Raw genomic sequence first — 25,482 nt, 5'->3', positions numbered from 1 at the left:
ATGACACAGGAAACGCAGTTCCTGAGCTTGCTAAGAACCGCAAGTAAAAGTGATTTGCAGATTTTGGCAAAACTTTTAAGCCCATATTTGGCCGAAATAGAGCTTCGCCAGACAAAAGTATGGGGAGATCGTAGTCGTCTGCACCTAGATAATATTACGATTCCTTTGAATGACCTTTTGCTTAATACACGTTCAGGTCATATTACAATCGAAAAAGATTGCTTTTTTGGTCATCGTTGCATGTTGCTGACGGGAACGCATGATTACGAAAAAACCGGCTTAGAAAGATTAACAGCTGTCCCTGATAGCGGCCGAGATATTCACATCAAACAGGGGGTGTGGCTAGGTTCTGGTGTCACTGTGCTTGGGCCTGCCGTGATAGGGGAAAATGCTGTTGTCGCAGCGGGCAGTTTAGTTGTTGGTGATGTTCCGCCTAACACTATTATGTCGGGTCATCCTGCTAAAATTATTAAAAAAATTGATGGAAGTGATGCCTAATGAAAGCATGGGCTTCCTCATTTTTTTAAACGTTGAATGGTAGTAGTCGAGCAATGTTTACAATCAATTTGGGAGACCGGAGCCTTTTAATAGCGCGAACACGCCATCATCACTATAGCACCACCAGTTGCCCCTAAATTCCAAAAAGAACTAAAGAATAGGTTTATTATTTCTTTTTTGCTGGTATCTTGGCCTCATTGCACTGGTAGATGTTCGACTAACGTCGCAACCAGTGCCCACGTTTAAAGTAGGGCGCTTAGGTGCCCTAGAGGGGAAAATGAATATGGCGAATGTGAGCCGTTGGAAAAAAGCCGTTGCCGTTCTTTCGCTTAGCGTTGTGGGTGGTGTGCTGTCTGCCGCTGCTTACGCGGATACGCTGCGCGTCGGCATGTCTGGGGGGTATTTCCCCTTTACATACGTTGAGCGTGATGAGCTTAAAGGCTTTGAAGTGGATGTCATGAACGCCGTTGGTGATGTGACTGGCGATGAGATTGAATTCGTGACAGCGAGTTTCTCTGGCTTGGCGGGCATGTTGGAATCGGGGCGCATTGATACCATTGCTAACCAAATTACCATCACCGATGAGCGCAAAGCGAAGTACGCCTTCACCGCACCGTATGTTTACGATGGTGCCCAGGTCGTTGTGCGGGCAGGTAATGACACTATTCAAGGTGTTGAAGATTTATCCGGCAAAAGCGTTGCGGTCAATCTAGGCTCTAACTATGAGCAGCTGCTGCGTGAACAGCCTAATGCTGATGAGATCGATATCCGTACCTACGAATCCAACGTCGAGCAGGATGTGGCGCTTGGCCGTATCGATGCATTTGTGATGGATCGCGTTAGCGCCAGCCAAGTGATCAGCGAGCGCGGCTTGCCGCTTGCATTGGCCGGCCAGCCGTTCACCATCATAGAAAACGCGCTGCCGTTTCGTGATGATGAAGAGGGCCGTGCGCAGCGTGACCGCGTAGATGCCGCCCTGGAAGAGCTGCGTGAAAACGGTACATTAGGTGAAATATCGCAAAAATGGTTCGATACTGATATCACCCAGCCATAATCGCGGCGTTTACCTTTAGACGACCAGCAACTGATTGCGGCCGTGGCACTGCCACGGCCGTTTCGCTTATAGCGACGTTGCGAAACTGACCTTGGAATAACCATGCTGAATGTGGAGTATATGTGGGACCTGTTGCCGGTCCTACTGAGCTATTTACCGTTAACGCTGCAAATGGCGAGCATCGCCATGCTGTTTGCGCTGATCATTGCCTGCCTGTTGGCGGTCATTCGGGTATCGCGAGTGCCGGTGTTGAACGGCGCGGCGCTGCTGTTTATCTCGTTTTTTCGCGGAACGCCGCTGTTAGTACAGCTATTTTTGTTTTATTACGGCTTGCCTCAGTTGATTAACGCGCTGATTTCCATCAACGGAGTGACTGCTGCGGTGCTTGGCTTAACGCTGCACTTTTCGGCCTACATGGCGGAATCCATTCGCGCGGCAATTGTCGGTATTGACCGTAGCCAAACTGAAGCGGCGCTGTCCATCGGCATGACCCAGTCTCAATTGATGCGGCGGATTATTCTGCCTCAAGCCACCCGCGTGGCAACGCCAACGCTGATGAACTACTTCATCGATATGATTAAAGCGACTTCCCTGGCGTTTACCCTGGGTGTCACCGAAATGATGGGCGCTACCCAAAAAGAGGCTTCTGGAAGCTTTCTCTATCTGGAAGCATTTCTGCTGGTGGCGATTATTTACTGGGTGGTGGTGGAAGCGCTTTCCTGGGGCCAGCGCCGTCTGGAAACGTATCTGAATAAGGCGTACCAGCGATGATCACCCTCGAATCTGTCAGTAAGCGTTTTGGCCAGCAGCCAGTATTTACCGACGTTGATTTGCACCTGGAACAGGGTGAAATCATCGTCATTATTGGCCCCTCGGGTACTGGTAAATCAACCCTGCTGCGCTGTATTAACTTTCTAGAACGCCCAGAAGCGGGACACATCACGGTAGGCGATTTAAGAGTCGATGCCCGGCGTGCTAGTCGTGCCGATATTCTGGCGCTACGCCGACGAACCGCTTTCGTATTTCAGAACTATGGGCTGTTTGCTAACAAGACGGCGTTAGAAAATATCAGCGAAGGCATGATTGTCGTAGATAAGCTGCCTAAGGCTCAGGCGCACGCTCGGGCAAGGGAGATTTTAGAGCGCATTGGCTTGGCCGATAAGGCAGATGCTTATCCAGCATCACTTTCCGGTGGCCAACAGCAGCGGGTAGGCATTGGGCGTGCGATGGCCGCGAATGCCGATGTGATCCTATTTGACGAGCCAACCTCATCGCTGGATCCGCAATGGGTGGAAGAGGTGCTGAGCTTAATGAAACAGCTCGCCGCCGAGCAGCAAACCATGATTGTGGTGACCCACGAAATGCAGTTCGCCAGAGACGTCGCCGACCGGGTGGTGTTTATGGATGAAGGGCAAATTGTCGAGCAAGGGCCGCCCGAAGCGCTGTTCACCAATCCTCAAGATGAGCGGACGCGGCGTTTTCTGCGCAAAATTCTGGCGCCAACGGGGCAGGTATTGCCATAACGGGTCAGTGGCAATCCGTGCGGGAAAAGCATTGACAAGCGCTAGCAAGCCCGCTTAACGCGTGATAGACTATGCCATCCTCTCAGACAAGACCCGTGGACGGGCAGATTTTGAACTGCTCGTTACATCATTTGGCAGTATTTTAATTGCTTCCAAATCAATTGGTTATTGTGGAAAGATTCTGACGGAAATGTCGTGGTGAAAGCCGACCGACAAACACATAGTTAATCCGTTGCCGTTTATTGGCAACCTTTATTCTCCAAGGAGATACCTGTGGCGAACAGCAAGCAAGCACGCAAGCGCGCCCGCCAGGCCGAGACTCGTCGCGTCCTGAAAGCCAGCCAGCGCAGCATGGTCCGCACCTACATCAAGCGTGTGATCAAAGCGATCAGCACCGGCGATCATGGCAAAGCGATGGAAGAGTTCCGGGCAATGCAGCCGGTTGTCGACCGCATCGCTGATAAAGACGTTCTTTCTAAGAAGAAAGCTGCACGTCTGAAAAGCCGCTTGAACAAGCGCATTAAGGCTCTGGCGGCGTAAGCCGGCAGGCGCCATAAAAAAAACCGGCTGCGGCCGGTTTTTTTGTGTCTATACGTCGCGTTGCCCGCGGCGACTTTGGGTCTCTTGTTTTAGTCGCTATGGATTGAGTGATGACCGCCAACACGCCACCGCAAGCAAATATGTCGCCCCCGCGCCGCGGGTTGATGCGCTCTGGGTTAGTGGTCAGTGCCATGACCATGTTGTCGCGTGTGATGGGGTTGGTGCGCGATGTGGTGGTTGCCACCTTCTTGGGGGCAGGCAACGGCTCGGATGCGTTCTTCGTTGCGTTTAAAATCCCTAACTTTCTGCGCCGTTTGTTTGCCGAAGGGGCGTTTAACCAAGCCTTTGTGCCGGTGCTTTCAGAGTACTCAACCCAGCGCAGTAAGCAGGAAATTCGCGAGCTACTGAATGCGGTAGCGGGCAGTCTGACGGCTATTTTGGCGCTAATAACAGCGTTGGCGATGCTGGGCGCTCCGTGGTTGGTGTGGGTATTTGCCCCCGGCTTTGGGCGCGACCCCGAAAAGCTGGCCATGACAGCCGACATGCTACGTCTGACGTTTCCCTATTTGCTACTGATTTCGTTAACCGCTTTTTCGGGAAGCGTGCTGAATACCTGGAACCGCTTTGCGGTGCCCGCGTTCACCCCCGTGCTGCTGAATATTTCGCTGATTGGCGCGGCGCTACTGTTAATGCCGTTAATGGAAGAACCCGCCATGGCGCTGGCCTGGGGAGTGTTGATTGCGGGTGCTGCCCAGTTAGCATTTCAGGTGCCGTTTTTGCTGCGCCTTGGGTTGTTGCCGACCCCGTGGCCAAATTTTGCCCACGAAGGCGTGAAGCGCATCCTGAAGCTCATGGCTCCCGCGCTGTTTGGCGTATCGGTATCGCAAATTAACTTGCTGCTGGATACGGTACTGGCCTCGTTGTTAACGGCGGGCAGTGTGTCTTGGCTGTACTATTCGGATAGGTTGGTCGAACTTCCGCTTGGGGTCTTCGGTGTGGCGATTGGCACGATTATTCTGCCGGCGCTTTCGAAGCGTCATGCGGAGCAGTCCACCGAACACTTTTCAGCGATGCTAGACTGGGCCATTCGCGTCGTGCTGCTGTTGGGAGTGCCCGCTGCGCTGGCACTGGCCGTGCTGGCAGAACCGTTTTTGATTACCTTGTTCCACTACGGGGCAATGACCGATACCGATATTCAAATGGCCGCCATGAGCCTACGCGCTTACGCCTTTGGATTGGTGGCGTTTATGCTGATCAAGGTGTTAGCACCGGGCTTCTTTGCCCGCCAGGATACGAAAACACCGGTCAAAGTGGGCATTATCGCCATGGTGGCTAACATGGTGTTTAACCTGCTGTTAATTTGGCCGCTTGCTCACGCAGGCTTGGCATTGGCAACCGCGCTGTCGGCATTTTTAAACGCTGGGCTGCTGGGGTATCTGCTCTATCGCCAGAAGGTGTTGATCTTTCAGCCGGGGTGGGGGCGCTACGCAGTCCAACTGGTGGGCGGTAGCGCGTTGATGAGTATTGCGCTTTACCTGGCTGCCCCCGACTGGCAGGAGTGGCTTGATTTTGAACTGTGGCAGCGTATTCGCTGGGTAGCAGGGTTAGTGGTGCTGGGTGGTGGGCTTTATTTTGCCTGGCTGACCGCGTTTGGCCTGCGGCTGCGTCACTTTAAGATGAATAGCTAATGCGCAAACAGGCAGCGTTAGGGTGATAAAGAAGGTGATGCCAGGGCGAACGTAATCTTCCCCTGCACCTGATCAACGCGTTGGTTATAATCAAACGCTTTTAGACGGCAAACGCTTTTAAAAAAGGCTTTTAAAAAAGAGGTGCCATGCACGTCATTCGAGGTCTGCACAATCTGACAGCGGCTCATCGGGGCTGCGTTGCTACCATCGGTAATTTTGATGGTGTGCATCGCGGCCATCAGGCGATCCTGCAGCAGTGCCGTGAGCATGCGGCGCGCTTGAAGGTGCCGTTGACCGTGGTGGTGTTTGAGCCTCAGCCGCGGGAGTTTTTTGCCGGTGATCAAGCGCCGCCGCGGCTTACCCGTCTGCGTGAAAAAGTTCGCTTGCTGCGTGATCATGGTGCCGAACAGGTGCTGTGCCTGCCTTTCAATGATGCCTTGCGCAGCCTGACCGGGCGCGAGTTTATCGATCAAGTGCTCATTGAGGGCTTGGGGGTGAAGCATCTGGTGGTGGGCGACGACTTCCGCTTTGGTTGCGACCGCCGTGGCGATTTCACCTTGCTTGAAACTGTCGGGCAGGTGGAAGGATTTGGTGTCGAACACACGCGTACCTTTAAAGTTGATGACGAACGGGTATCCAGTTCGCGCGTACGTACCTTGCTGGCCAGCGGTAACTTTGAGGTCGCTGCACGCCTGCTTGGCAGGTCGTATTCGCTGCATGGCCGTGTGGTACGCGACCAGCAGCTAGGGCGCACCATTGGTGTGCCCACCGCTAACCTGCCGCTGTTGCCTCAGCCATTAACGCTGCGCGGCGTGTTTGCTGTGGTGGCCGAGCTGGCTAATGGTCAGCGTTATCCCGCCGTGGCGAATGTTGGCTTTCGGCCAACGGTGGGATCTAAACGCCCCACGCTGGAAGTTCATCTGTTGGATTTTTCAGGCGACCTCTATGGTCAGCGACTGACGGTTTACCCCTGCGCGCGTTTGCGTGGGGAAGTGAAGTTTGATGACTTTGATGCGCTAAAAACGCAAATTGAACACGATCAAGCCAGAGCGCGCCGCTACTTTGCAGCAGCGGGTGCTGGCTGCATGAATTCTCTTCCGCTGGCCTCGGCCCCGCTTGGGCGTGAGACCGCTTCTTCTGATTTCTCTTCGGCGGATAACGCCGCCGATGCTAACGACGGCTGACCGGACTATGGATTATAAGCACACGCTAAACTTGCCAGAAACCGACTTTCCTATGCGCGGCATGCTGCCGAAGCAGGAGCCAGGGCGCGTTTCTAAATGGCAGGATATGAACCTATACCAGCGCCTGCGCGATGCCCGCGCGGGTGCGCCGCTGTTTGTTCTGCACGATGGCCCTCCCTACGCCAACGGCAGCATCCATATTGGTCACGCTCTCAATAAAATCCTTAAAGACATTATTGTTAAGTCGAAGAATCTGGCGGGTTTTGATGCCCCTTACGTGCCAGGCTGGGATTGCCACGGTCTGCCTATTGAGCACAAGGTAGAAACCACCCACGGCAAACATTTGGCCGCGGATAAAGCCCGCGAGCTGTGCCGTGAATATGCCGGTGCGCAGATTGAAACGCAGCTAGCTGACTTTGTTCGCCTGGGCATCATCGGTGACTGGGACCACCCCTACCGCACGATGGATTACGCTAATGAAGCAGGCGAAATCCGTGCCTTGGCGGAAATGGTGGATGCGGGCTATGTGTTCAAAGGCTTAAAGCCGGTTAACTGGTGCTTTGATTGTGGTTCGGCCTTGGCTGAAGCGGAAGTTGAATATGCCGATAAAAAATCCGACGCTATCGATGTCGCTTTCCCGGTAGAAGATGCCGACAAGCTAGCGGCGGCCTTTGGTCTAAGCGAATTGCCCAAGCCGGCGGCGGTGGTGATCTGGACCACCACGCCTTGGACAATCCCCGCTAACCAGGCGCTGAACGTTCACCCTGAGTTTACCTATGCGCTTGTGGATACCGGCGAACGCCTGCTGCTGCTCGCAGAAGAGCTGGTAGAAAGCTGTTTAGAGCGTTTTGAGCTGACGGGCAGCGTAATCGCTACCGCACAAGGTGCTGCGCTGGATCTGATCAATTTCCGTCATCCGTTCTATGACCGTCTCTCGCCGGTTTACCTAGCGGATTACGTTGAGTCCGACGTGGGTAGCACAGGCATCGTTCACTCAGCGCCTTCTTACGGTATGGATGACTTTATCACCTGCCGTGAGCATGGCATGAGCTTTGACGACATGCTTAACCCAGTGCAGGGGAACGGTGTCTACGCCGATGATCTGCCGTTCTTCGGCGGCCAGATGATCTGGAAAGCCAACCCGCATATCGTTGAGAAGCTGCGCGAGGTTAATGCGCTAATGGCGCACATGACTATCAAGCACAGCTATATGCACTGCTGGCGCCATAAGTCCCCGGTGATTTATCGTGCCACTGCCCAGTGGTTTGTGGGCATGGATATCAAAGGTAAAGACGGTAAAACGCTGCGTGAGCGGGCGTTGGAGGGCATCGAAGCCACCGAATTTACTCCCGCGTGGGGCAAGGCGCGTTTGCATAGCATGATCGCTAATCGTCCGGATTGGTGTATCTCTCGCCAGCGTAACTGGGGCGTGCCGATTCCGTTCTTCTTGCATAAGCAAACCGGCGAGCTGCACCCCAAAACGGTTGAGTTGATGGGAGAGGCGGCTAAGCGCGTCGAGCAAGAGGGTATCGAGGCGTGGTTTAAACTCGACCCCGCTGAGCTACTCGGTGCCGAAGCTGCTGAGTACGACAAAGTCACCGATACATTGGATGTCTGGTTTGACTCCGGCTCCACGCACCGTCATGTGCTGCGTGGCTCGCATCCTCATGGCCATGAAAGCGGCCCGCGTGCTGATTTGTACCTGGAAGGCTCGGACCAGCACCGTGGCTGGTTCCACTCGTCGCTGTTAACCGGTTCGGCGATTGATGGTCATGCGCCCTATCGTCAACTGCTAACCCATGGCTTTACCGTCGATTCACAGGGCCGTAAGCAGTCCAAATCGCTGGGCAATGTGGTCGCGCCGCAAAGTGTGATGGATAAGTTGGGCGCTGATATTTTGCGCCTTTGGGTCGCATCTACCGACTACTCCGGTGAAATGGCGGTGTCCGACGAAATCTTGAAGCGTACCGCCGATGTGTATCGTCGTATCCGCAACACTGCACGCTTTTTGCTTTCTAACTTGAACGGTTTTGATCCGGCTAACGATCAGGTGGCCTTTGGCGATATGCTGGCACTGGATCAGTGGGTGGTTGACCGTGCGGCACAGCTGCAAGGGCGTATCGAAAAAGCCTATGAAGAGTACCGTTTCCTGGATGTGTATCAGCAGGTACACGGTTTCTGCGCACGGGAATTAGGCGGCTTCTACCTGGATGTCATCAAAGATCGCCAGTACACCACTCAAACGGATTCACTCGCCCGCCGTAGCGCGCAAACCGCGCTTTATCATGTGGTTGAAGCGCTGAGCCGCTGGATTGCACCGATCTTGTCGTTTACCGCCGAGGAGATCTACGAGCATATTCCTGGCAAGCGTGGCGACAGCGTACTGCTGGAAACTTACTACACCAGGCTTGGCACCTTAGAGGATGGCGCTGAGCTGGGCCGTGCCTTCTGGGAGCAAGTGCTGGAAGTGAAGCATTCGGTGAATAAGTGCCTGGAAGACGCCCGTAATGCCAAAGTCATCAAAGGCAGCTTGGCGGCGGAAGTTACGCTTTACGTGAGCGATGAACTGAACGCTACGCTGTCCAAATTGGGCGACGAGCTGCGCTTCGTGATGCTCACCAGTGAAGTCCATCTAGCACCGCTAGCGGATGCTGCTAACGCAGAAAGCACCGAGCTTGAAGGCTTGAAAGTGGCGGTTAGCGGAAGCGAGCACCAGAAGTGCGAGCGCTGCTGGCACCATCGTGCTGATGTAGGCACCCATGCTGAGCATGCCGACCTGTGTGGTCGCTGTATCAGCAATCTTCCAGAGGGCAGCGGCGAGATTCGTTACTATGCCTAGCACTGCGTCAACCACCAATGATCCACACCAGCGGCCGCCGATGCGGCGGCCGCTACGCTGGCTGTGGCTAGCGGTGGCGATCATCGTGTTAGATTTGCTGACCAAATATACCGCCAGCCATTTGTTGAATTATGCCCAGCCCGTTGAGGTGCTGCCGTTTTTCAACCTAACGCTACTGCACAATACTGGCGCTGCGTTCAGCTTTTTAGCGGACCATCCCGGCTGGCAGCGCTGGTTTTTTGCGCTGATTGCCATTGGTGCCAGCATTGGCTTAACCGTCTGGCTTTCCCGCGTTAAGGCTGACGAAAAACTGCTGGCCGTGGCGTTGCCACTGATTATTGGCGGTGCCCTGGGTAATCTGTATGACCGTTTAGTACATGGCTATGTGGTGGACTTTTTATCGTTCCATGCCGCTGGTTGGTACTATCCTGCCTTTAATGTGGCGGATATCGGTATTACGCTGGGGGCGGTGGGGTTAATTTGGGAGTCGATAATGGGTGATCGACGTCGTAAGAAAGCCGCGCTACAGCAGCGTGATTGAAAGCCATAGAGTGACGAGTGAGGAACCATGGACTACCTAATTGACGATGGTATGGAAATTACCCTGCACTTCACGCTGAAGCTGGAGGATGGCACGGTAGTCGATTCCACCAAAGAGAAAGCCCCGGCGACGTTCCAGTATGGCGACGGTAACTTGCCCCCTGGTTTCGAACACCCGATTAAAGGCATGGCCGCAGGCCAGAGCGGGTCGTTTCAAATCACGCCTGAGCACTCCTTTGGGCAGCATAACCCGCAAAATATTCAAACGCTGAAGCGCGCCGATTTCGGTGATGAAGCGCCAGAAATCGGTATGGTGATGTCATTTGCCGATAAAGCGGGAACGGAACTGCCCGGCGTGGTCAAAACCATAGACGGCGACCGTGTGGAAGTGGATTTTAACCATCCGCTAGCAGGTCGCACGTTGACGTTTGAAGTCGATGTGCTGAACGTAACGCCCATCACCAAACACTGATTTTAAGCACTCGTTTTCATTTAACCGGCGATGCAAGTTGCATCAAGGCGCTTTTATGCAGTCATCAGAGTCCTCTCAGCCAATACAGATCAAGCTGGCGAACCCGCGCGGTTTTTGTGCTGGCGTGGATCGCGCGATCGACATCGTCAACCGCGCGCTAGATGTCTTCGGCCCGCCCATTTACGTGCGCCACGAGGTGGTACATAACCGCTTTGTGGTGGAGACATTGCGTGAACGTGGCGCGGTGTTTGTTGAAGAGCTGCATGAAGTGCCTGACGACGTGATCGTGATTTTCTCGGCTCACGGTGTCTCCCGTGCCGTGCAACAAGAAGCCGAGCAGCGCGGTCTCAAAGTCTTCGATGCGACCTGCCCATTGGTCACCAAAGTGCATTTGGAAGTGTTGCGTTATGCTAAGCGCGGCCAAGAGTGCATTTTGATTGGTCACGAAGGCCATCCGGAAGTCGAAGGCACCATGGGGCGTTATGACACTTCCCATGGTGGCCAGATTTACCTGGTCGAAGATGAGCAGGACGTGGCCAAGTTAGCCGTCAACGACCCGTCAGCGCTGGCATTTGTGACCCAAACCACGCTTTCGATGGATGACACCGCTAAGGTAATTGATGCGCTGCGTGAGAAGTTCCCAGAGATTCAGGGGCCACGCAAAGATGATATCTGTTATGCCACTCAAAACCGCCAGGATGCGGTGCGTGAGCTAGCGGCAGATAGCGACTTGGTATTGGTCGTCGGCAGCCCCAATAGTTCCAACTCTAATCGCCTGCGCGAACTTTCCGAGCGGATGGGCACGCCTGCCTATTTGATCGATAATGCCGACCAAATTGCGCCAACGTGGCTGGAAGGTGTCAGCCGCATTGGTGTCACTGCCGGAGCCAGTGCGCCAGAAGTGCTGGTGAAAGGTGTTATCGACAAGCTGCAGACCTTTGGCGCAGAGGTGCCTGTTGAACTGCAGGGCCGCGAAGAGAATATTACCTTTTCTATGCCGAAAGAACTGCGTGAGCAAGTGATTGTAAGCGACTGATGCAAAGCATATCGGTTTGCGACATACTCAGGGTATGGGCTAACTGATACAGGAGCGCGTTCAGTGCCTTTGCCTTTTGCTAACCGTGCTGGGCGCCAGGAAGCTCGTCAGCACGGTTTTACGCTCATTGAAATGCTGATTGTCGTCGCTATCATCGGCATAGTGGCGGGCATTGCCTACCCCAGTTACACCCGCTATGTTGAGCGTTCACTACGCACAGATGCCCATGCTGGCCTGTTGCAGGCCGCCGCCGAGCTTGAGCGCTGTTACTCTCGCCAATACACGTATGCCGACTGCTCCTTTACTCCCTCTTCTCCCGATGGTAATTACACGATTACAGCCGATGACGGCAGTGAAGACAATGGCGGGTTTTTACTGACGGCGGCAACATCACAAACTGACGGTTGTCACAGCGATATTCAATTTAATGCGCGAGGTGAGCGCCTGCCTGAGGCGTGCTGGTAAATGGTTAGGCAAAATGGCTTTTCGCTAATTGAAGCGCTTATCGCGCTGGTGATTTTAGCGTTTGGGCTGATAGGTGTCGCCGCGATGCAGGTAACAGCACTGCAAAGCGCTAGTGCAGGCTACACGCAGTCGCTAGCGAACGTCGCAGCGGTAGATGCCCAAGAGCGGATATGGGCAGCGCTTTCCTCGTACCAAGACTGTGGCACGATTCCGTTAACCACTATTGAGTCCGCATGGCATAGCCATTGGTTTGCAGGCCAGCAAGCGGCGCTAGGCTATGCCCAGGGGCAACAGAGTCGTATTGAGCGCCAAGGCTGCCGGTTTGATGTGGTGGTGCGCCTGCGGACTGAGCCTAATGAGTCCGACGATATCTTCAACTACGTGTTCCAACTTCCCAATCAGCCGTAAAGGTAGGCCTGCCATGGATGTGCAGCGCGGTTTTACGTTAACAGAGCTACTGGTCGCCATGGTCATTGGGACGGTGGTGATTCTGGGTGCTGGACAGCTTTTCTTGAGCACCTTTCATACGTTTAAGCAGGTAGATCAATTGGGGCGTCATCAGGAAGCGCTTCTTTACGCGGCGACATCGATTACCGACACCCTACGCAGACACGGCGCTACCGACTCAAACGGAGCGCCTTTTTTTCGCCTGCAGTGCGTGGTGATTGAAGCTGACTGTCGCTGCACGGTTCAGGATATGCAGGAGGCTCAACCGCTGGTCACCTTTGATTATGACGCTGGCGCTAGCTGTGAGCGGGACGAACCGCTTGGAGCGCCCGCCAGCAATGGGGTTAGCGTAGTGTCACTGCCATTAGGTCGGCAAGGGGCCAATATCGATTTCCACGTTACCCATCGAGAGGCTGCTCTGCAGTCTGCGTTTTCGGCTAGTCCATGAACGGTGTGGAGTGTGCACAAGGAGGCGATATGCAGCTTAGACCGCAGGAGCAGGGCGCTGCGCTCGTTGTGGTGATGGCGCTACTAGCTAGCGCGTTGATTATTGGCGTTATCTGCGTTCAATCTGCGTTTGTGGATGAACGCTTAGCGAGTAATTACCGGGCATCGACGTTAGCGCAAATGCGCGCTGAAATAGCCGCCTCGCAAGCAGTGGCATCATTTAGTGAATTGGAGTGGGAAGGCAACGTGCTCACCATCAATAGCGATCAAACTCTCCGCTGGGAAGATGTCGTAGCGCACCCATTAACCACGCTGCTGGGCGATGACTGCGAACACAATAGTTGTTTATTTACGCCCGTTGAACGTGATAGCCAACCTTGGGTAGTGGCGTTAGGTGCGGTTGTTAGCGATGCCGATAGTGAAACATTACTAGCACAGAGCCTACCTGTGTTTATCAAAGTAGAAGAAGGAGAGGAAAGCCATCAGACACAGGCGACGGTGGTTTGGCATTAAGTGTACAATGACTTACCTTTTTTGACCTTTATCCAGCTGGATCCACACTATGAGTCAGACAGCCAAAACCCGCGTGCTGACCGGGATTACCACGACCGGAACGCCACACCTTGGTAACTATGTCGGGGCTATTAAGCCTGCCATTGAGGCAAGCCAAGACCCCAACGTACAGTCGTTTTACTTTCTTGCTGACTATCACGCGCTGATCAAATGCCAAGATCCGAAGCGTGTGCAAGAGTCGCGTCTGGAAATTGCCGCCACGTGGCTTGCGCTAGGGTTAGATACCGATAACGCCATTTTTTATCGTCAGTCGGATATCGCTGAAATTCCCGAATTAATGTGGATGCTGTCTTGTGTATGCGCCAAGGGGCTGATGAACCGCGCCCACGCATACAAAGCAGCGGTCGCTGAAAATGAAGAGGCCGGTGACCAAGACCCTGATAAAGGCGTCACCATGGGCTTGTTCGGTTACCCGGTGTTAATGGCCGCCGACATCTTAATGTTTAATGCCAATAAAGTGCCGGTAGGGCGCGACCAAATTCAGCACATTGAAATGGCGCGTGATATCGCCGGACGTTTCAATCACATGTTTAAAGGCCAGTATTTCACTCAGCCTGAAGCCGTTGTGGATGAAAAAGGCGAAGTGTTGAAGGGCTTAGACGGTCGTAAAATGTCTAAAAGCTATAACAATACGATCCCGCTTTTCTCCAGCGAGAAAAAGCTGCAGAAGCTGGTGCGCAAAATCAAAACCAACTCACTGGAACCCGGTGAGTCCAAAGATCCAGACACCTGCACGCTGTTCCAGATATTCTCAGCGTTTGCCAGCAATGAGGAAGCCGCTGCACTACGCGAGCAGTACGTGGCAGGCATTGGCTGGGGCGACGCTAAGAACCACGTGTTTGATTACTTGAATGCGCACTTAACCGCGCCCCGCGAGCGTTACATCGCGCTTATGGAAGACCCCGCGCATATTGAAGCGGTGCTGCAAAAAGGTGCCGATCGCGCCAGAGAAGAAGCCGCCGTCACCATGGATCGCTTACGTTCTGCGGTAGGTTTAGGACGCTTTGTTTAATATTCTTTAAAAGCATATGCACTGCTGGATAAAGAATTTTCAGCGTTCTACAGCTATCGTTAGTCTTATCTGTATTGTCCAACTCAGCCAAGCGCCTGTTTCTAACAGGCGCTTTTGGCGTTGTTAGAAGGTGAGCTATGTCGACGATTTCTGCAGTGGCACCTAGTCAGAACCGGGTGCCATTACTCTCAGCGGCAGCCATTGTGCTGGGCGCGGTGATTATCGGTGTCGTGTTTGGCGCCAATATTGGTCTATTAATGATTGTTGGCGGCTTGCTTGGGCTGGTGCTGTATCACGCGGCATTTGGCTTTACTGCTGCTTGGCGGGTATTTATCAACGAGCGGCGGGGGCGTGGTTTGCGCGCCCAAATGGTGATGCTGGCGATTGCGGTGGTGCTGTTTTTTCCGGCGTTAAGCGCTGGTTCACTGTTTGGCACCAGCGTGAGTGGTTTTGTTGCGCCGATTGGTATTTCGGTTGTGGTGGGGGCGTTTATCTTTGGTGTGGGCATGCAGTTAGGTGGCGGATGTGCCTCGGGCACGCTGTTTACTGCAGGTGGTGGTAATGCACGAATGTTAATTACGCTGCTGTTCTTTATTGTCGGGTCGGTGATTGGTTCGGCGCATTTTAGCTGGTGGCAGAGCCTGCCCGCGTTTCAGCCTGTGTCGCTGGTGAATGTGGCAGGTGCTGGCGGTGGTATCGCGATTAGCTTGGTGCTGTTTGCAGCGATTACTGCGTTTACTGTGATTATGGAAAAGCGTCGTCATGGCCACTTGGAGCAGGCGCCGCTGGTCGATAAGCCGGGCAGTCAGCGCTGGTTAACGGGGCCGTGGCCGTTGATTGCTGGCGCAGTAGCGCTAGCGCTACTTAATTTCGCAACATTGGCCCTTGCTGGTCGCCCTTGGGGCATTACCTCTGCGTTCGCGCTGTGGGGGGCGAAAGGGTTTGAGCTCGTTGGTGGTGATGTCAGTCAGTGGGGCTATTGGCAAGCGCCGGGTAATGCGGCGGCATTAGAGGCGAGTGTATGGAGTGACATTACGACGGTAATGAATGTTGGCATCATGTTGGGTGCGCTTGCCGCCGCGAGCCTAGCTGGGCGCTTTGCTCCCAACTTCCGCATCCCGTTTAAATCCCTATTAGCAGCTGTCATTGGTGGCGTCATGCTGGGGTATGGCGCGCGGCTGGCATTTGGTTGCAATATTGGCGCTTACTTCAGCGGCATTGCCTCTGGCAGCTTGCATGGCTGGCTATGGATGGTTGCGGCGTTCGCCGGCAACATGGTGGGCGTTAAGCTGCGGCCGTTCTTTTTTAGCGGTGTTGAAGGTCGCAAACCTGTTGCTAAAAGCTGCTAGTGGTTGACCAGCTTTAATGCTTTTTGAGAACGCCTTGGTAGCCACCAAGGCGTTTTTTTATTGCCATTATTTATGTCCCTCCCACCTTTGTCGTACTAGCATGTTACATTATGCGAAACGCCGCCAACGCCCAGCGTTGCTGCATTGCAATAGCAATCGACATAAAAAGAGAGTGCCTATGTCTACGAAGAGTAAACGCCCCCTGTACATTCCTTACGCCGGTCCTTCTTTGCTTGAAATGCCGCTATTGAACAAAGGCAGCGCGTTTACTCAAGAGGAGCGGCTAGCGTTTAACTTGATTGGTTTGTTGCCGCAAAAAGTGGAGACCATTGACGAGCAGTTGTCGAGGGCATATCGCCAGTATCAACAGTGTCATAGTGATTTAGAGAAGCATATTCATCTGCGTGCCATCCAAGACGACAATGAAACGCTTTACTTTCGCTTGGTCTCTCAGCATCTAGAAGAGATGCTACCGATTATTTATACCCCTACGGTTGGGCAGGCATGTCAGGAGTTCTCTAATATTTATCGCAATCACCGGGGGCTGTTCATCAGCTATCCGGATCGCGAGCATATGGACGATATCCTGCGCAGTGCCACCAAAGATAACGTTAAGGTGATTGTTGTCACCGATGGCGAGCGGATTTTAGGGCTGGGTGATCAGGGGATTGGTGGGATGGGTATTCCCATCGGTAAGCTGGCACTTTATACCGCTTGTGGTGGTATTAGCCCCGCCTACACGTTGCCGATTATGATTGATGTGGGCACTAATAATCAGGCATTGCTGGAAGACCCTATGTACATGGGCTGGCGTCATGAGCGGGTTAGCCAGGAAGAGTACGATGCGTTTATGGGGGAATTTATTGCCGCTGTAAAACGTCGCTGGCCGAACGTTCTGCTGCAGTTCGAAGACTTTGCCCAGGCCAATGCGGTGCCACTCTTAGAGCGCTACCGTGACGATTTGTGCTGCTTTAATGACGATGTGCAAGGTACCGCATCAGTGGTGGTTGGCACCTTAATGGCGGCGTGCCAGGCTCGCGATGAAACGATTGCCCAGCAGCGCGTAGTGTTTGTTGGTGGCGGTTCGGCAGGCTGTGGTATTGCTGAGCAGGTGGTCGTGGCCATGCAGGCAGAGGGTCTGACTGAGAGCGAAGCACGGGCGCGAATATTCATTGTCGACCGAGATGGGCTGATGACCACGGATCAGCCTTGGCAGCGGGATTTCCAGCGCCGTTTGGCCCACGATTCTGAGCTGGTGGCTAACTGGAATGGTCAGGGGCTTGAAGAGACCATTGCCCAAATGAAACCAACGATATTGATTGGTGTGTGCGGCAAGCGCGGTATTTTCACCGAACAAGTGGTGCGCACCATGCACGCGGGCTGCGAGCATCCGGTGATTATGCCGCTATCTAACCCTACTTCTCAGGCAGAAGCGATACCTGAAGATATGATTCGCTGGACCGACGGCCAAGCGCTAGTCGCGACTGGTAGCCCCTTTGCACCGGTGGTGTATAACGGCCGCACCTATCCAATTGCCCAGTGCAACAATGCCTATATTTTCCCCGGTATTGGGTTAGGCGTGATAGCCGCGAACGCTAATCGCGTGACAGATGAAATGTTGATGAGCGCCTCTCGGGCACTGGCGCGTGAAGCGCCGCTGGTTAAGGAGGGCAAGGGCGCACTGCTACCGCCGTTATCGCGGATTCGCGATATTAGTAAATCGATTGCCTTTGAAGTAGCTGCCCAGGCGCAACAAAACGGCGTGGCGCTTAAAACAAGCGGTACCGAACTACGTGAGCGTATTGAGAGAGCGTGCTGGTCGCCTGAGTATCGTGCTTATCGCCGCAGAGCTTTCTAAGCTTAATCACGAGAAACCAAACCAGAACGTAAAAAAAGCCCCCACCATGGTGGGGGCTATGCAAGCATTGGTAGGTTTTACCTCTAGGCTGCGCCGATCATTTTGCGCAACACGTAGTGAAGGATACCACCGTGGCGGTAGTAAGCCAGCTCATTGACGGTATCAATTCGGCACTTGGCATCAACGGTGCGCTCGCCATCGTCATTTTTGATGACAATTTTCACGCTGCCGCCTGGGCTTAAATCGCTTAAGCCAGCAATTGATATCTCTTCATCGCCAGTCAAACCCAGCGTTGCACGGCTTTCGCCTTCAGGGAACTGCAGCGGTACCACGCCCATGCCAATTAGGTTTGAGCGGTGTATACGTTCATAGGACTCGGCAATAACCGCGCGCACACCTAATAAGCGGGTGCCTTTTGCGGCCCAGTCCCGTGAAGAGCCGGTGCCATACTCTTTACCAGCAATCACCACTAGGGGAGTGCCTTCCTCCTTATATTTCATGGCGGCATCGTAAATCGCCATTTGCTCGCCGCTGGGAACGTGGCGGGTCTCACCCCCAACAACCCCATCCAGCATTTCATTTTTAATGCGCACGTTGGCAAAGGTGCCGCGCATCATCACTTCATGGTTACCTCGACGTGAGCCGTAGGAGTTGAAGTCGACGGGCTTAACGCCGTGCTCTTGCAGGTAACGACCCGCAGGGCTGTCGGGCTTGATAGAGCCCGCTGGGGAGATATGGTCGGTCGTCACCGAGTCGCCTAGCAGGGCTAACACACGAGCGTTTTCAACATCTTCAATGGCGTCCGGCTCACGCTCCATGCCTTCGAAAAACGGTGGGTGCTGAATGTAGGTCGATTCAGGCCACTGGTAAACTTTGCTTTCAGGAACGTTGATGGCTTTCCAGGTATCGTCGCCTTCAAATACCGCACCATACTCTTTGCGGAACATCTCAGTGTTGACCTGTTCAACGGCAGTGGCGATATCTGCTTGAGAAGGCCAGATGTCTTTGAGATAAACCGGGTTGCCTTCATCGTCCTGGCCAAGTGGATCGGACGTTAAGTTGCACTGCACGTTACCGGCTAACGCATAGGCGACCACCAAGGGCGGGGAGGCGAGCCAGTTTGTTTTGACTAGCGGATGAACGCGGCCTTCAAAGTTGCGGTTGCCTGAAAGCACCGATGCCACGGCAAGGTCGCCGCTGTTGATCGCTTTTTCGATCTCATCGGGCAGCGGGCCGGAGTTACCGATACACGTCGTGCAGCCATAACCCACCAAGTTAAAGCCTAGTGCATTCAGGTCATCGCTTAAGTTCGCGGCTGCTAAGTAATCGGTCACCACTTTTGAACCGGGAGCAAGCGAGGTTTTAACCCAAGGTTTCGTGGCGAGTCCCTTTTGGCGTGCATTACGTGCCAGCAGTCCGGCGGCCATCATGACGCTGGGGTTGGAGGTGTTGGTACATGAGGTGATAGCGGCAATTACCACGGCACCTGGATCGAGGCTGAAATCCTTGTCGTTAAGTTTAACGGCTTGGCTGGTGTCATGTTTAAAGCTACGCTCAGCCCCCACCGCTGTTTGGCCGCCTTCCGAGGAGAGCTTTCCTTTTGCGGTTGTGTCTGCGCTAGTGTCCTCTTGCATGAACTTGTCAAAGGCGGCGGCCATGTCTTTTAGCGCCACGCGGTCTTGGGGGCGTTTCGGGCCGGCAAGACTCGCTTCTACCTCGTCCATATTGAGGCTGAGAGAGTCGGTAAAGATCGGTTCATCGCCCGGTTCGCGCCATAACCCCTGTGCCTTGCTATAGGCCTCTACCAACGCAATTTGGCCATCTTCACGGCCGGTAAGACGCATGTAGTTGAGCGTTTCGTCGTCGACTGGGAAAAAGCCACAGGTCGCGCCATATTCCGGTGCCATATTGGCAATAGTGGCACGGTCAGCCAACGGCAAGTCTTTAAGGCCGTCACCGTAGAATTCAACAAACTTACCTACCACGCCTTTTTTACGCAGCATTTCAGTAACAGTAAGTACTAAATCGGTGGCGGTAATGCCTTCGCGTAGCTTGCCGCTAAGCTTGAAGCCAACGACTTCCGGAATCAGCATCGAGACCGGCTGGCCAAGCATGGCGGCTTCGGCTTCGATACCGCCGACGCCCCAGCCAAGTACGCCCAGGCCGTTGATCATAGTAGTGTGGGAGTCGGTACCGACTAAGGTGTCGGGGTAGGCAAACGTCTGGCCATCTTGCTCTTTTGTCCACACTGCGCGCCCCAGGTACTCTAAGTTAACCTGGTGGCAAATGCCGGTGCCGGGGGGTACAACGCTAAAGTTATCGAACGCTTGCTGGCCCCAACGCAGAAACTCGTAGCGCTCACGGTTGCGCTGCATTTCGATATCGACGTTTTCTTGAAACGCGGCAGCATTGCCGAATTTGTCGACCATCACCGAGTGGTCAATAACCAGATCAACAGGAGAAAGCGGGTTAATACGGGCGGGATCTTCGCCGAGCCTCTCAACGGCAGCGCGCATAGAGGCAAGATCTACAACCCCGGGCACGCCGGTGAAATCTTGCATGAGCACACGGGCGGGGCGGTAGCCTATTTCACGGCTTGATTTGCCCTCTTTTTGCCAGTCCACTAGCGCCTGAATGTCCTCTTGATCAACACTTTCGTCATCGCCAAAGCGCAGTTGGTTTTCGAGCAGAATTTTGAGCGTTTTGGGTAGCCGGTCAATGTTGCCGAGCGCGTCGGCGGCTTTTGGCAGGCTATAGTAATGATACTGCTGGTTGCCTACTTCTAGCGTGGTGAGCGTATCGGGTATCTTGCCCATTGGTCTCTCCTTTGATTGCTTGGCCTTAAACGAATGCTGATCACAATTTGCTGATCGCAATGCTTAGGCGCGACGGTCACTGCTTTGCTTTAATGTGGCTTATCCCCAGTATGGCTTATCTTGTTAATAGCACATGGGTGTTTCACCCCCGGCTTTCAAGGCGTCTTCGCCTAATAGCGAAGGCTAACCCTTGTAATTGCTTGTACTTGACGCCATTTCAGGCAGACTCTCTTGCAAACGATATCTGCTCAATTGTGACAAAGGTGGTGTCATGGAAACGCGTCATGAACGTTTAATTATTCTTGGTTCCGGCCCTGCAGGGTATACGGCAGCGGTGTACGCCGCCCGTGCTAACTTAAAACCGCTGCTGATTACCGGCTTGCAGGCAGGTGGCCAATTGACCACCACAACTGATGTCGATAACTGGCCCGGCGACGCACAAGGTGTTCAGGGGCCAGAGTTGATGGAGCGCATGAAGCAGCACGCTGAGCGTTTTAATACGGAAGTGTTGTTCGACCATATCAATGAGGTCAGCTTAGGTGAGAAGCCGTATACCTTAAAAGGGGACAGCGGAATTTACACCTGTGATGCGCTGATTATTGCCACCGGTGCTAGCGCACGCTATCTCGGCTTGCCAACCGAGCAGCAATTTATGGGGCAAGGGGTATCTGCGTGCGCTACCTGCGATGGCTTCTTTTATCGCAATCAAGAAGTGATCGTGGTGGGGGGCGGCAACACCGCTGTTGAGGAAGCGCTGTACCTCTCAAACATCGCCTCTAAGGTTACGTTGGTGCATCGTCGCGACACGCTGCGCGCCGAGAAAATCCTCCAGGACAAGCTGTTCGAGAAAGTCGAAGCAGGCAAAATTGCCCTTGAGTGGTTCTATGAAGTGGACGAGGTGCTGGGCGATAACTCCGGTGTAACTGGCGTGCGTGTTAAGTCGACTAAAGATGGTTCTACCAAAGAGATTCACGCGCCTGGCTTGTTCATCGCTATCGGTCATAGCCCTAATACGGGGATTTTTGAGGGCCAGTTGGCAATGAATGGCGGCTACATCAAGGTGACATCGGGCCTTGAAGGCAATGCTACCGCTACCAGCGTGCCAGGCGTCTTTGCCTGTGGTGATGTGATGGATCATATTTATCGTCAGGCGATTACTTCTGCAGGCAGTGGTTGCATGGCCGCGCTAGATGCTGAACGCTATCTGGATGGCATCGCCTGAGTTAGTCGTGGTTAAACGCCTGTCGCGATCAACAATCGGCGGGCGTTTCATCGATGCGCAGGCGACCCAGTCGGCTGAGCACGAGCACTTTTCCTGGAGCGCTTGCCGCACATATATAAAAACGCCCGTTGAAGCCGTTTGCGTGGCCAAGCGTGTTATAGCTCACACGCCGCCTGTTACGATTATAAGTGACGGTAGTTGCCTGCTCCTTAGGAAAGACACGAACGACATCGCTGCTGGTTATTTGATTTATCGCGTCCCCCTTGATGACCAGTAGCGCGTTACTCCAGTCACTGGTGCAGGTGTTTCTTTGCTGATTGGTTGGGCAAACCGTGGCCGTTTTACGCTGCGTAATCGCTGTGTTACGAGCCAGCGAAAAGGCAGACTGCAATCTGTTAATATCGGCGGTAACGGCAGTGCTTCGGCCAAGTGCTTGAAAATTTGGCACTCCCCAGGCGGCTAAGGCTGAAATAAGCAGAAGAGCAATAATAAGTTCGATCAGGGTAAAGCCTTGGATACGCGTGTGTGGAACGCCGTTATTGTTAGCTGGCATGGTGGCTCCAGGCGTGTGTTTTTCTACAGCCTACCTCGCGGTGATCGTTTTTTATGTAAGCCAAAGCGGACAAACGTTGTGAGCAATTTCTTAATTATTGGCGGTGGCGTGATCGGTATGATGACGGCACTGCAGCTAGCAGATGCTGGCCAGCAGGTTACTGTAGTGGAGCGCGGCATTTGCGGGCAGGAGTCTTCTTGGGCGGGTGGCGGCATTGTCTCGCCGCTTTACCCGTGGCGGTATGCGCCGCCAATCTCGCAGCTTTCGCGCTGGTCAGAGGGCGTGTATCCCACGCTGTCGCTACGCTTGTTGGAAGAAACCGGCATTGATCCTGAATATCGCCAAAAAGGGCTGCTCTATCTCAACGTTGACGATGCAGACACCGCGCTTGGTTGGGCGAGAGGTTTAGCCAAGCCGCTGGAGCGTGTTAGCGCTGAGTTTGTGCGTCAGAAGGAGCCCATGGTGGCATCCGCGCAGGAGAGTGCGTTGTGGATGCCGACACTTGGCAGTGTGCGCAACCCACGCCTTGGGCAGGCGTTGCGCGCTCGGCTGCTGGCAATGCCGAACGTTGTGCTTAATGAAGGCTGTGAGGTAAATAGTTTTATAACGCACGACCAACAGGTGTTGGGTGTTGCGACCGCGCAAGGGGAGCTGCGCGCTGAAAGGGTGGTGGTATGCGGTGGCGCCTGGACAGCCAAGCTGTTAGAAAGCTTAACGATTCGCCTGCCGGTACGCCCCGTCAAAGGCCAAATGATTGCTTATCAAGCGCCGCCAGGATTGGTGCAGCGCGTGGTATTGAAGGATGGTCGCTATATTATCCCGCGTAGTGATGGGTTGCTGTTGGTAGGCTCAACCTTAGAAGAAGCGGGTTTTGATAAAACGACCGATAGTGAAGCACTGGCGTCACTCAAACGGACCGCTGAAAGCATTGTGCCTGCGCTGTCAGATCAACCGGTTGCTTATCATTGGGCAGGGTTACGCCCAGGCTCGCCGGACGGTATTCCATTTATTGGGGCGCTGCCAGGGTGGTCTGATGTGTACGTCAATGCGGGCCATTACCGCAATGGGTTAGTGCTTGCACCGGCGTCTACCCATGTATTGGTTGATCAGCTATTAGGGCGTGAGCCACTTATCGACCCAGCACCCTTTCAGCCGACAGTAGATCGATTAATCACGGATTTGGCATAGCTGATGGCTGACACTGTCTATCGGTAGCGGCTTTAATCGCGGTTCTGCTTATCTTGTTGCTCTTGCAAAAAACGATCCCGATGAGCGCTTGAGCAAAACCACTGTTCGCTATCGCGTAGGGCTTCCTCTTCCGGAACATGGACATCGCACCAGCGGCAGCGCACCATTTGTCCGCCTTCATGGCGTTCGGGTTCACTCTGTTGGTGGGAAAGTTTGCGCTCTCGGTAGAGACCATAAAGTTTCAGGCCCACATAGAACAGCACGGCAAAAATAATCAGCCGAATGATCAAAAGGTTCATCCTCTATGACTCCCATGGTGGGATGTAATAATAGCTAGAGTAACATGAGCGCCGGCTAACCTTTGCCAGTTGGCAGCCCTTGCGGGACAATGTACTTAGGTGAGCGGCAACGTGTTCTAAAGATTCTCAAGAGATTTTAACGCCCATGCAAGACTTAACGCTGGTAATGGCCCAACTCGACCCTTTAGTGGGAGATATTCCCGGCAATGCTGCACGCGCCATTGAAGCGGTGCGCGAAGCAAGGATCGAGCATGGGGCGGATATTGTTGTCTTCCCAGAGCTTTTCTTGTCTGGTTATCCACCAGAAGATCTGCTACTTCGCCCATCGATGGAAGCTCGCTTGCGTGAAGCGCGGGCGAAGATGGCAGAAAAAATCGCCCGCGATGTGCTGGTGATTATTGGCTATCCGGGCGTTCGTGAAGGGAAGCGGTATAACCTGGCGGGTGTGCTGTATAACGGCCAATGGGAAGCGGAGTATGCCAAGCAGGCACTGCCGAACTATCAGGTGTTTGATGAGCAGCGCTACTTTACGCCGGGCACCAAACCGCTGGTTTACGAACACAAAGGCGCCAAGCTAGGGCTGCTGATTTGTGAAGACCTTTGGGAAGGCACTCCGGTCAATGCTGCCCGTGAAGCGGGCGCAGAAGTGCTGATCAGCTTAAACGCCTCGCCCTATCATCAGGATAAGCCCAGCGAGCGCTTGCGCCTGTTAGAGCAGCGTGCCCAGGATGTAAATCGCCCGATTGTGTATGTGAACACGATCGGTGGGCAGGACGAGCTGGTTTTCGACGGTGGCTCTAGCTGTGTAGACGCCCAAGGCGAACTCAAAGTGCTGGCGCCTTCTTGGCAAGCAGGCTTAATGCCCGTTCAACTGCTGCAAACGAGCGCTGATACGTGGGAACCCCAAGTAGGTGAAATTGAGCCAGAGGTTGAGCCTGAAGAGAGCCTTTACTGTGCCTTGGTGACAGGACTGCGCGACTACGTCAACAAAAGTGGTTTTCAAGGCGTTGTTCTGGGGCTTTCCGGTGGTATCGATTCTGCTCTTTCCTTAGCGATTGCCGTCGATGCGTTGGGCCCTCAGCGTGTGCAAGCAGTGATGATGCCTTATCACTATACGGCGGATATCTCGAAACAGGACGCTGCCGAACAGGCTGACATGCTGGGCGTTCATTATGACGTAATGCCTATCGAGCCGATGGTCGAAGCGTTTATGGGCACGTTGGCAGAAAGTTTCGCGGGCACCGAGCGGGATACTACGGAAGAGAACCTGCAGTCGCGCTGTCGCGGCGTTCTGCTGATGGCGATCTCCAATAAGAAAGGCCTGATGGTGCTTACGACCGGCAATAAAAGCGAAATGGCCGTGGGTTACGCCACGCTTTATGGCGACATGGTGGGTGGCTATAACGCCATCAAAGACGTCTATAAAACCTGGGTGTATCGCTTAGCCCGCTGGCGCAATACCCAATCGCCCGCTATTCCAGAGCGAGTGATTGAGCGTCCGCCCAGTGCGGAGCTGGCGCCCGACCAGCAAGATAGTGACTCATTGCCTGATTACGATGTGCTAGACGCCATTCTGGTGAGCTACATTGAAGGCGATATGAGTGCTGAGGCAATTATCGCCGCTGGGTTTGATGAGGAAGATGTTTATAAAGTAGTGAAGCTTGTTGATCGCTGCGAATATAAGCGCCGCCAAGCCCCGGTCGGAGTGCGGGTGACGCCCCGAGGGTTTGGGCGCGACCGGCGCTACCCGATTGTTAATGGTTGGCAGCCTGGCGATTAAGCATCAAAAACGCCCTAAATCGTGCTTCTGCATGATTTAGGGCGGTGTACACCTAGCTAATCCTGTGAGGCCATTGGACCAACCTGTTATTTTACAGGC

The 25,482-nt window shown here is 53.9% G+C and carries 24 protein-coding genes; 21 read left to right on the top strand and 3 right to left on the bottom strand.

Annotated features, from left to right (window positions below; translation table 11 throughout):
* From NDQ72_17115 to NDQ72_17030, 18 genes are all read left to right on the top strand, one after another.
* Entirely contained in the window at positions 1 to 498 is a 498-nt protein-coding gene (locus NDQ72_17115; GenBank protein WKD27736.1) for an acyltransferase, read from the top strand.
* Between the two features lie 283 nt (positions 499 to 781).
* A complete protein-coding gene (locus NDQ72_17110) occupies positions 782 to 1,552 on the top strand; it encodes an amino acid ABC transporter substrate-binding protein (protein WKD27735.1) in 771 nt (256 codons plus the stop codon).
* Between the two features lie 102 nt (positions 1,553 to 1,654).
* A complete protein-coding gene (locus tag NDQ72_17105) occupies positions 1,655 to 2,323 on the top strand; it encodes an amino acid ABC transporter permease (protein ID WKD27734.1) in 669 nt (222 codons plus the stop codon).
* Positions 2,320 to 3,075 (top strand): amino acid ABC transporter ATP-binding protein, encoded by a 756-nt coding sequence (locus tag NDQ72_17100; protein WKD27733.1) that lies wholly within the window; start codon positions 2,320 to 2,322, stop codon positions 3,073 to 3,075. Before NDQ72_17105 ends, NDQ72_17100 begins: the two co-directional genes overlap by 4 nt.
* Positions 3,076 to 3,348: 273 nt before the next feature.
* The gene (gene rpsT / locus NDQ72_17095; protein ID WKD27732.1) at positions 3,349 to 3,615 is read left to right on the top strand and encodes a 30S ribosomal protein S20; all 267 of its coding nucleotides are present in this window, start codon (positions 3,349 to 3,351) and stop codon (positions 3,613 to 3,615) included.
* Between the two features lie 110 nt (positions 3,616 to 3,725).
* Positions 3,726 to 5,303 (top strand): murein biosynthesis integral membrane protein MurJ, encoded by a 1,578-nt coding sequence (gene murJ, locus NDQ72_17090; protein WKD27731.1) that lies wholly within the window; start codon positions 3,726 to 3,728, stop codon positions 5,301 to 5,303.
* Positions 5,304 to 5,449: 146 nt separating this feature from the next.
* The gene (gene ribF, locus NDQ72_17085) at positions 5,450 to 6,487 is read left to right on the top strand and encodes a bifunctional riboflavin kinase/FAD synthetase (protein ID WKD27730.1); all 1,038 of its coding nucleotides are present in this window, start codon (positions 5,450 to 5,452) and stop codon (positions 6,485 to 6,487) included.
* A 7-nt stretch (positions 6,488 to 6,494) separates the two neighbouring features.
* On the top strand, positions 6,495 to 9,326 hold the full coding sequence (ileS, locus tag NDQ72_17080) for an isoleucine--tRNA ligase (GenBank protein WKD27729.1): 2,832 nt from the start codon (positions 6,495 to 6,497) through the stop codon (positions 9,324 to 9,326).
* On the top strand, positions 9,319 to 9,867 hold the full coding sequence (gene lspA / locus NDQ72_17075; GenBank protein WKD27728.1) for a signal peptidase II: 549 nt from the start codon (positions 9,319 to 9,321) through the stop codon (positions 9,865 to 9,867). Before ileS ends, lspA begins: the two co-directional genes overlap by 8 nt.
* Before the next feature lie 27 nt (positions 9,868 to 9,894).
* Positions 9,895 to 10,338 (top strand): FKBP-type peptidyl-prolyl cis-trans isomerase, encoded by a 444-nt coding sequence (gene fkpB / locus NDQ72_17070; protein WKD27727.1) that lies wholly within the window; start codon positions 9,895 to 9,897, stop codon positions 10,336 to 10,338.
* A 55-nt stretch (positions 10,339 to 10,393) separates the two neighbouring features.
* Positions 10,394 to 11,374, top strand: coding sequence for a 4-hydroxy-3-methylbut-2-enyl diphosphate reductase (ispH, locus tag NDQ72_17065; GenBank protein ID WKD27726.1), 981 nt, complete (start codon positions 10,394 to 10,396; stop codon positions 11,372 to 11,374).
* A 132-nt stretch (positions 11,375 to 11,506) separates the two neighbouring features.
* Positions 11,507 to 11,839 carry a type IV pilin gene (locus tag NDQ72_17060; protein WKD30433.1) on the top strand — a complete coding sequence of 111 codons (333 nt, stop codon included), beginning with the start codon at positions 11,507 to 11,509 and terminating at the stop codon, positions 11,837 to 11,839.
* Entirely contained in the window at positions 11,840 to 12,247 is a 408-nt protein-coding gene (locus NDQ72_17055; GenBank protein WKD27725.1) for a prepilin-type N-terminal cleavage/methylation domain-containing protein, read from the top strand. It abuts the gene before it with no gap.
* Positions 12,248 to 12,260: 13 nt separating this feature from the next.
* A complete protein-coding gene (locus NDQ72_17050; protein WKD27724.1) occupies positions 12,261 to 12,734 on the top strand; it encodes a prepilin-type N-terminal cleavage/methylation domain-containing protein in 474 nt (157 codons plus the stop codon).
* 29 nt (positions 12,735 to 12,763) lie between these two features.
* Complete coding sequence (locus NDQ72_17045) at positions 12,764 to 13,246, top strand: hypothetical protein (protein ID WKD27723.1); 483 nt, start codon at positions 12,764 to 12,766, stop codon at positions 13,244 to 13,246.
* Positions 13,247 to 13,295: 49 nt separating this feature from the next.
* Positions 13,296 to 14,318, top strand: coding sequence for a tryptophan--tRNA ligase (locus NDQ72_17040; protein WKD27722.1), 1,023 nt, complete (start codon positions 13,296 to 13,298; stop codon positions 14,316 to 14,318).
* 137 nt (positions 14,319 to 14,455) lie between these two features.
* Positions 14,456 to 15,667: a YeeE/YedE family protein gene (locus NDQ72_17035; protein ID WKD27721.1), complete on the top strand. Its 1,212-nt coding sequence runs from the start codon at positions 14,456 to 14,458 to the stop codon at positions 15,665 to 15,667.
* Positions 15,668 to 15,839: 172 nt separating this feature from the next.
* Complete coding sequence (locus NDQ72_17030; GenBank protein ID WKD27720.1) at positions 15,840 to 17,525, top strand: NAD-dependent malic enzyme; 1,686 nt, start codon at positions 15,840 to 15,842, stop codon at positions 17,523 to 17,525.
* A gap of 83 nt (positions 17,526 to 17,608) precedes the next feature.
* On the opposite strand, the gene acnA is transcribed toward NDQ72_17030, so the two are convergent.
* Positions 17,609 to 20,341: an aconitate hydratase AcnA gene (gene acnA, locus NDQ72_17025; protein WKD27719.1), complete on the bottom strand. Its 2,733-nt coding sequence runs from the start codon at positions 20,339 to 20,341 to the stop codon at positions 17,609 to 17,611.
* 271 nt (positions 20,342 to 20,612) lie between these two features.
* On the opposite strand from acnA, the gene trxB reads away from it, so the two are divergent.
* A complete protein-coding gene (gene trxB / locus NDQ72_17020) occupies positions 20,613 to 21,563 on the top strand; it encodes a thioredoxin-disulfide reductase (protein WKD27718.1) in 951 nt (316 codons plus the stop codon).
* A 28-nt stretch (positions 21,564 to 21,591) separates the two neighbouring features.
* Here trxB and NDQ72_17015 read toward each other — a convergent pair whose 3' ends face one another.
* Complete coding sequence (locus NDQ72_17015; GenBank protein ID WKD27717.1) at positions 21,592 to 22,116, bottom strand: GspH/FimT family pseudopilin; 525 nt, start codon at positions 22,114 to 22,116, stop codon at positions 21,592 to 21,594.
* A gap of 78 nt (positions 22,117 to 22,194) precedes the next feature.
* Here NDQ72_17015 and thiO point away from each other — a divergent pair, with 78 nt between their 5' ends.
* Positions 22,195 to 23,304 carry a glycine oxidase ThiO gene (gene thiO / locus NDQ72_17010; protein WKD27716.1) on the top strand — a complete coding sequence of 370 codons (1,110 nt, stop codon included), beginning with the start codon at positions 22,195 to 22,197 and terminating at the stop codon, positions 23,302 to 23,304.
* A gap of 32 nt (positions 23,305 to 23,336) precedes the next feature.
* On the opposite strand, the gene NDQ72_17005 is transcribed toward thiO, so the two are convergent.
* On the bottom strand, positions 23,337 to 23,603 hold the full coding sequence (locus NDQ72_17005) for a hypothetical protein (protein ID WKD27715.1): 267 nt from the start codon (positions 23,601 to 23,603) through the stop codon (positions 23,337 to 23,339).
* Positions 23,604 to 23,748: 145 nt separating this feature from the next.
* On the opposite strand from NDQ72_17005, the gene NDQ72_17000 reads away from it, so the two are divergent.
* Positions 23,749 to 25,383, top strand: coding sequence for an NAD+ synthase (locus tag NDQ72_17000; GenBank protein WKD27714.1), 1,635 nt, complete (start codon positions 23,749 to 23,751; stop codon positions 25,381 to 25,383).
* Positions 25,384 to 25,482: the final 99 nt, after the last annotated feature.

It is taken from the genome of Halomonas sp. KG2, from assembly GCA_030440445.1.
Taxonomy (GTDB): domain Bacteria; phylum Pseudomonadota; class Gammaproteobacteria; order Pseudomonadales; family Halomonadaceae; genus Vreelandella.
Note: the sequence above shows the minus strand (reverse complement) of the source record. Positions and strands in the feature narration are given on the sequence as shown.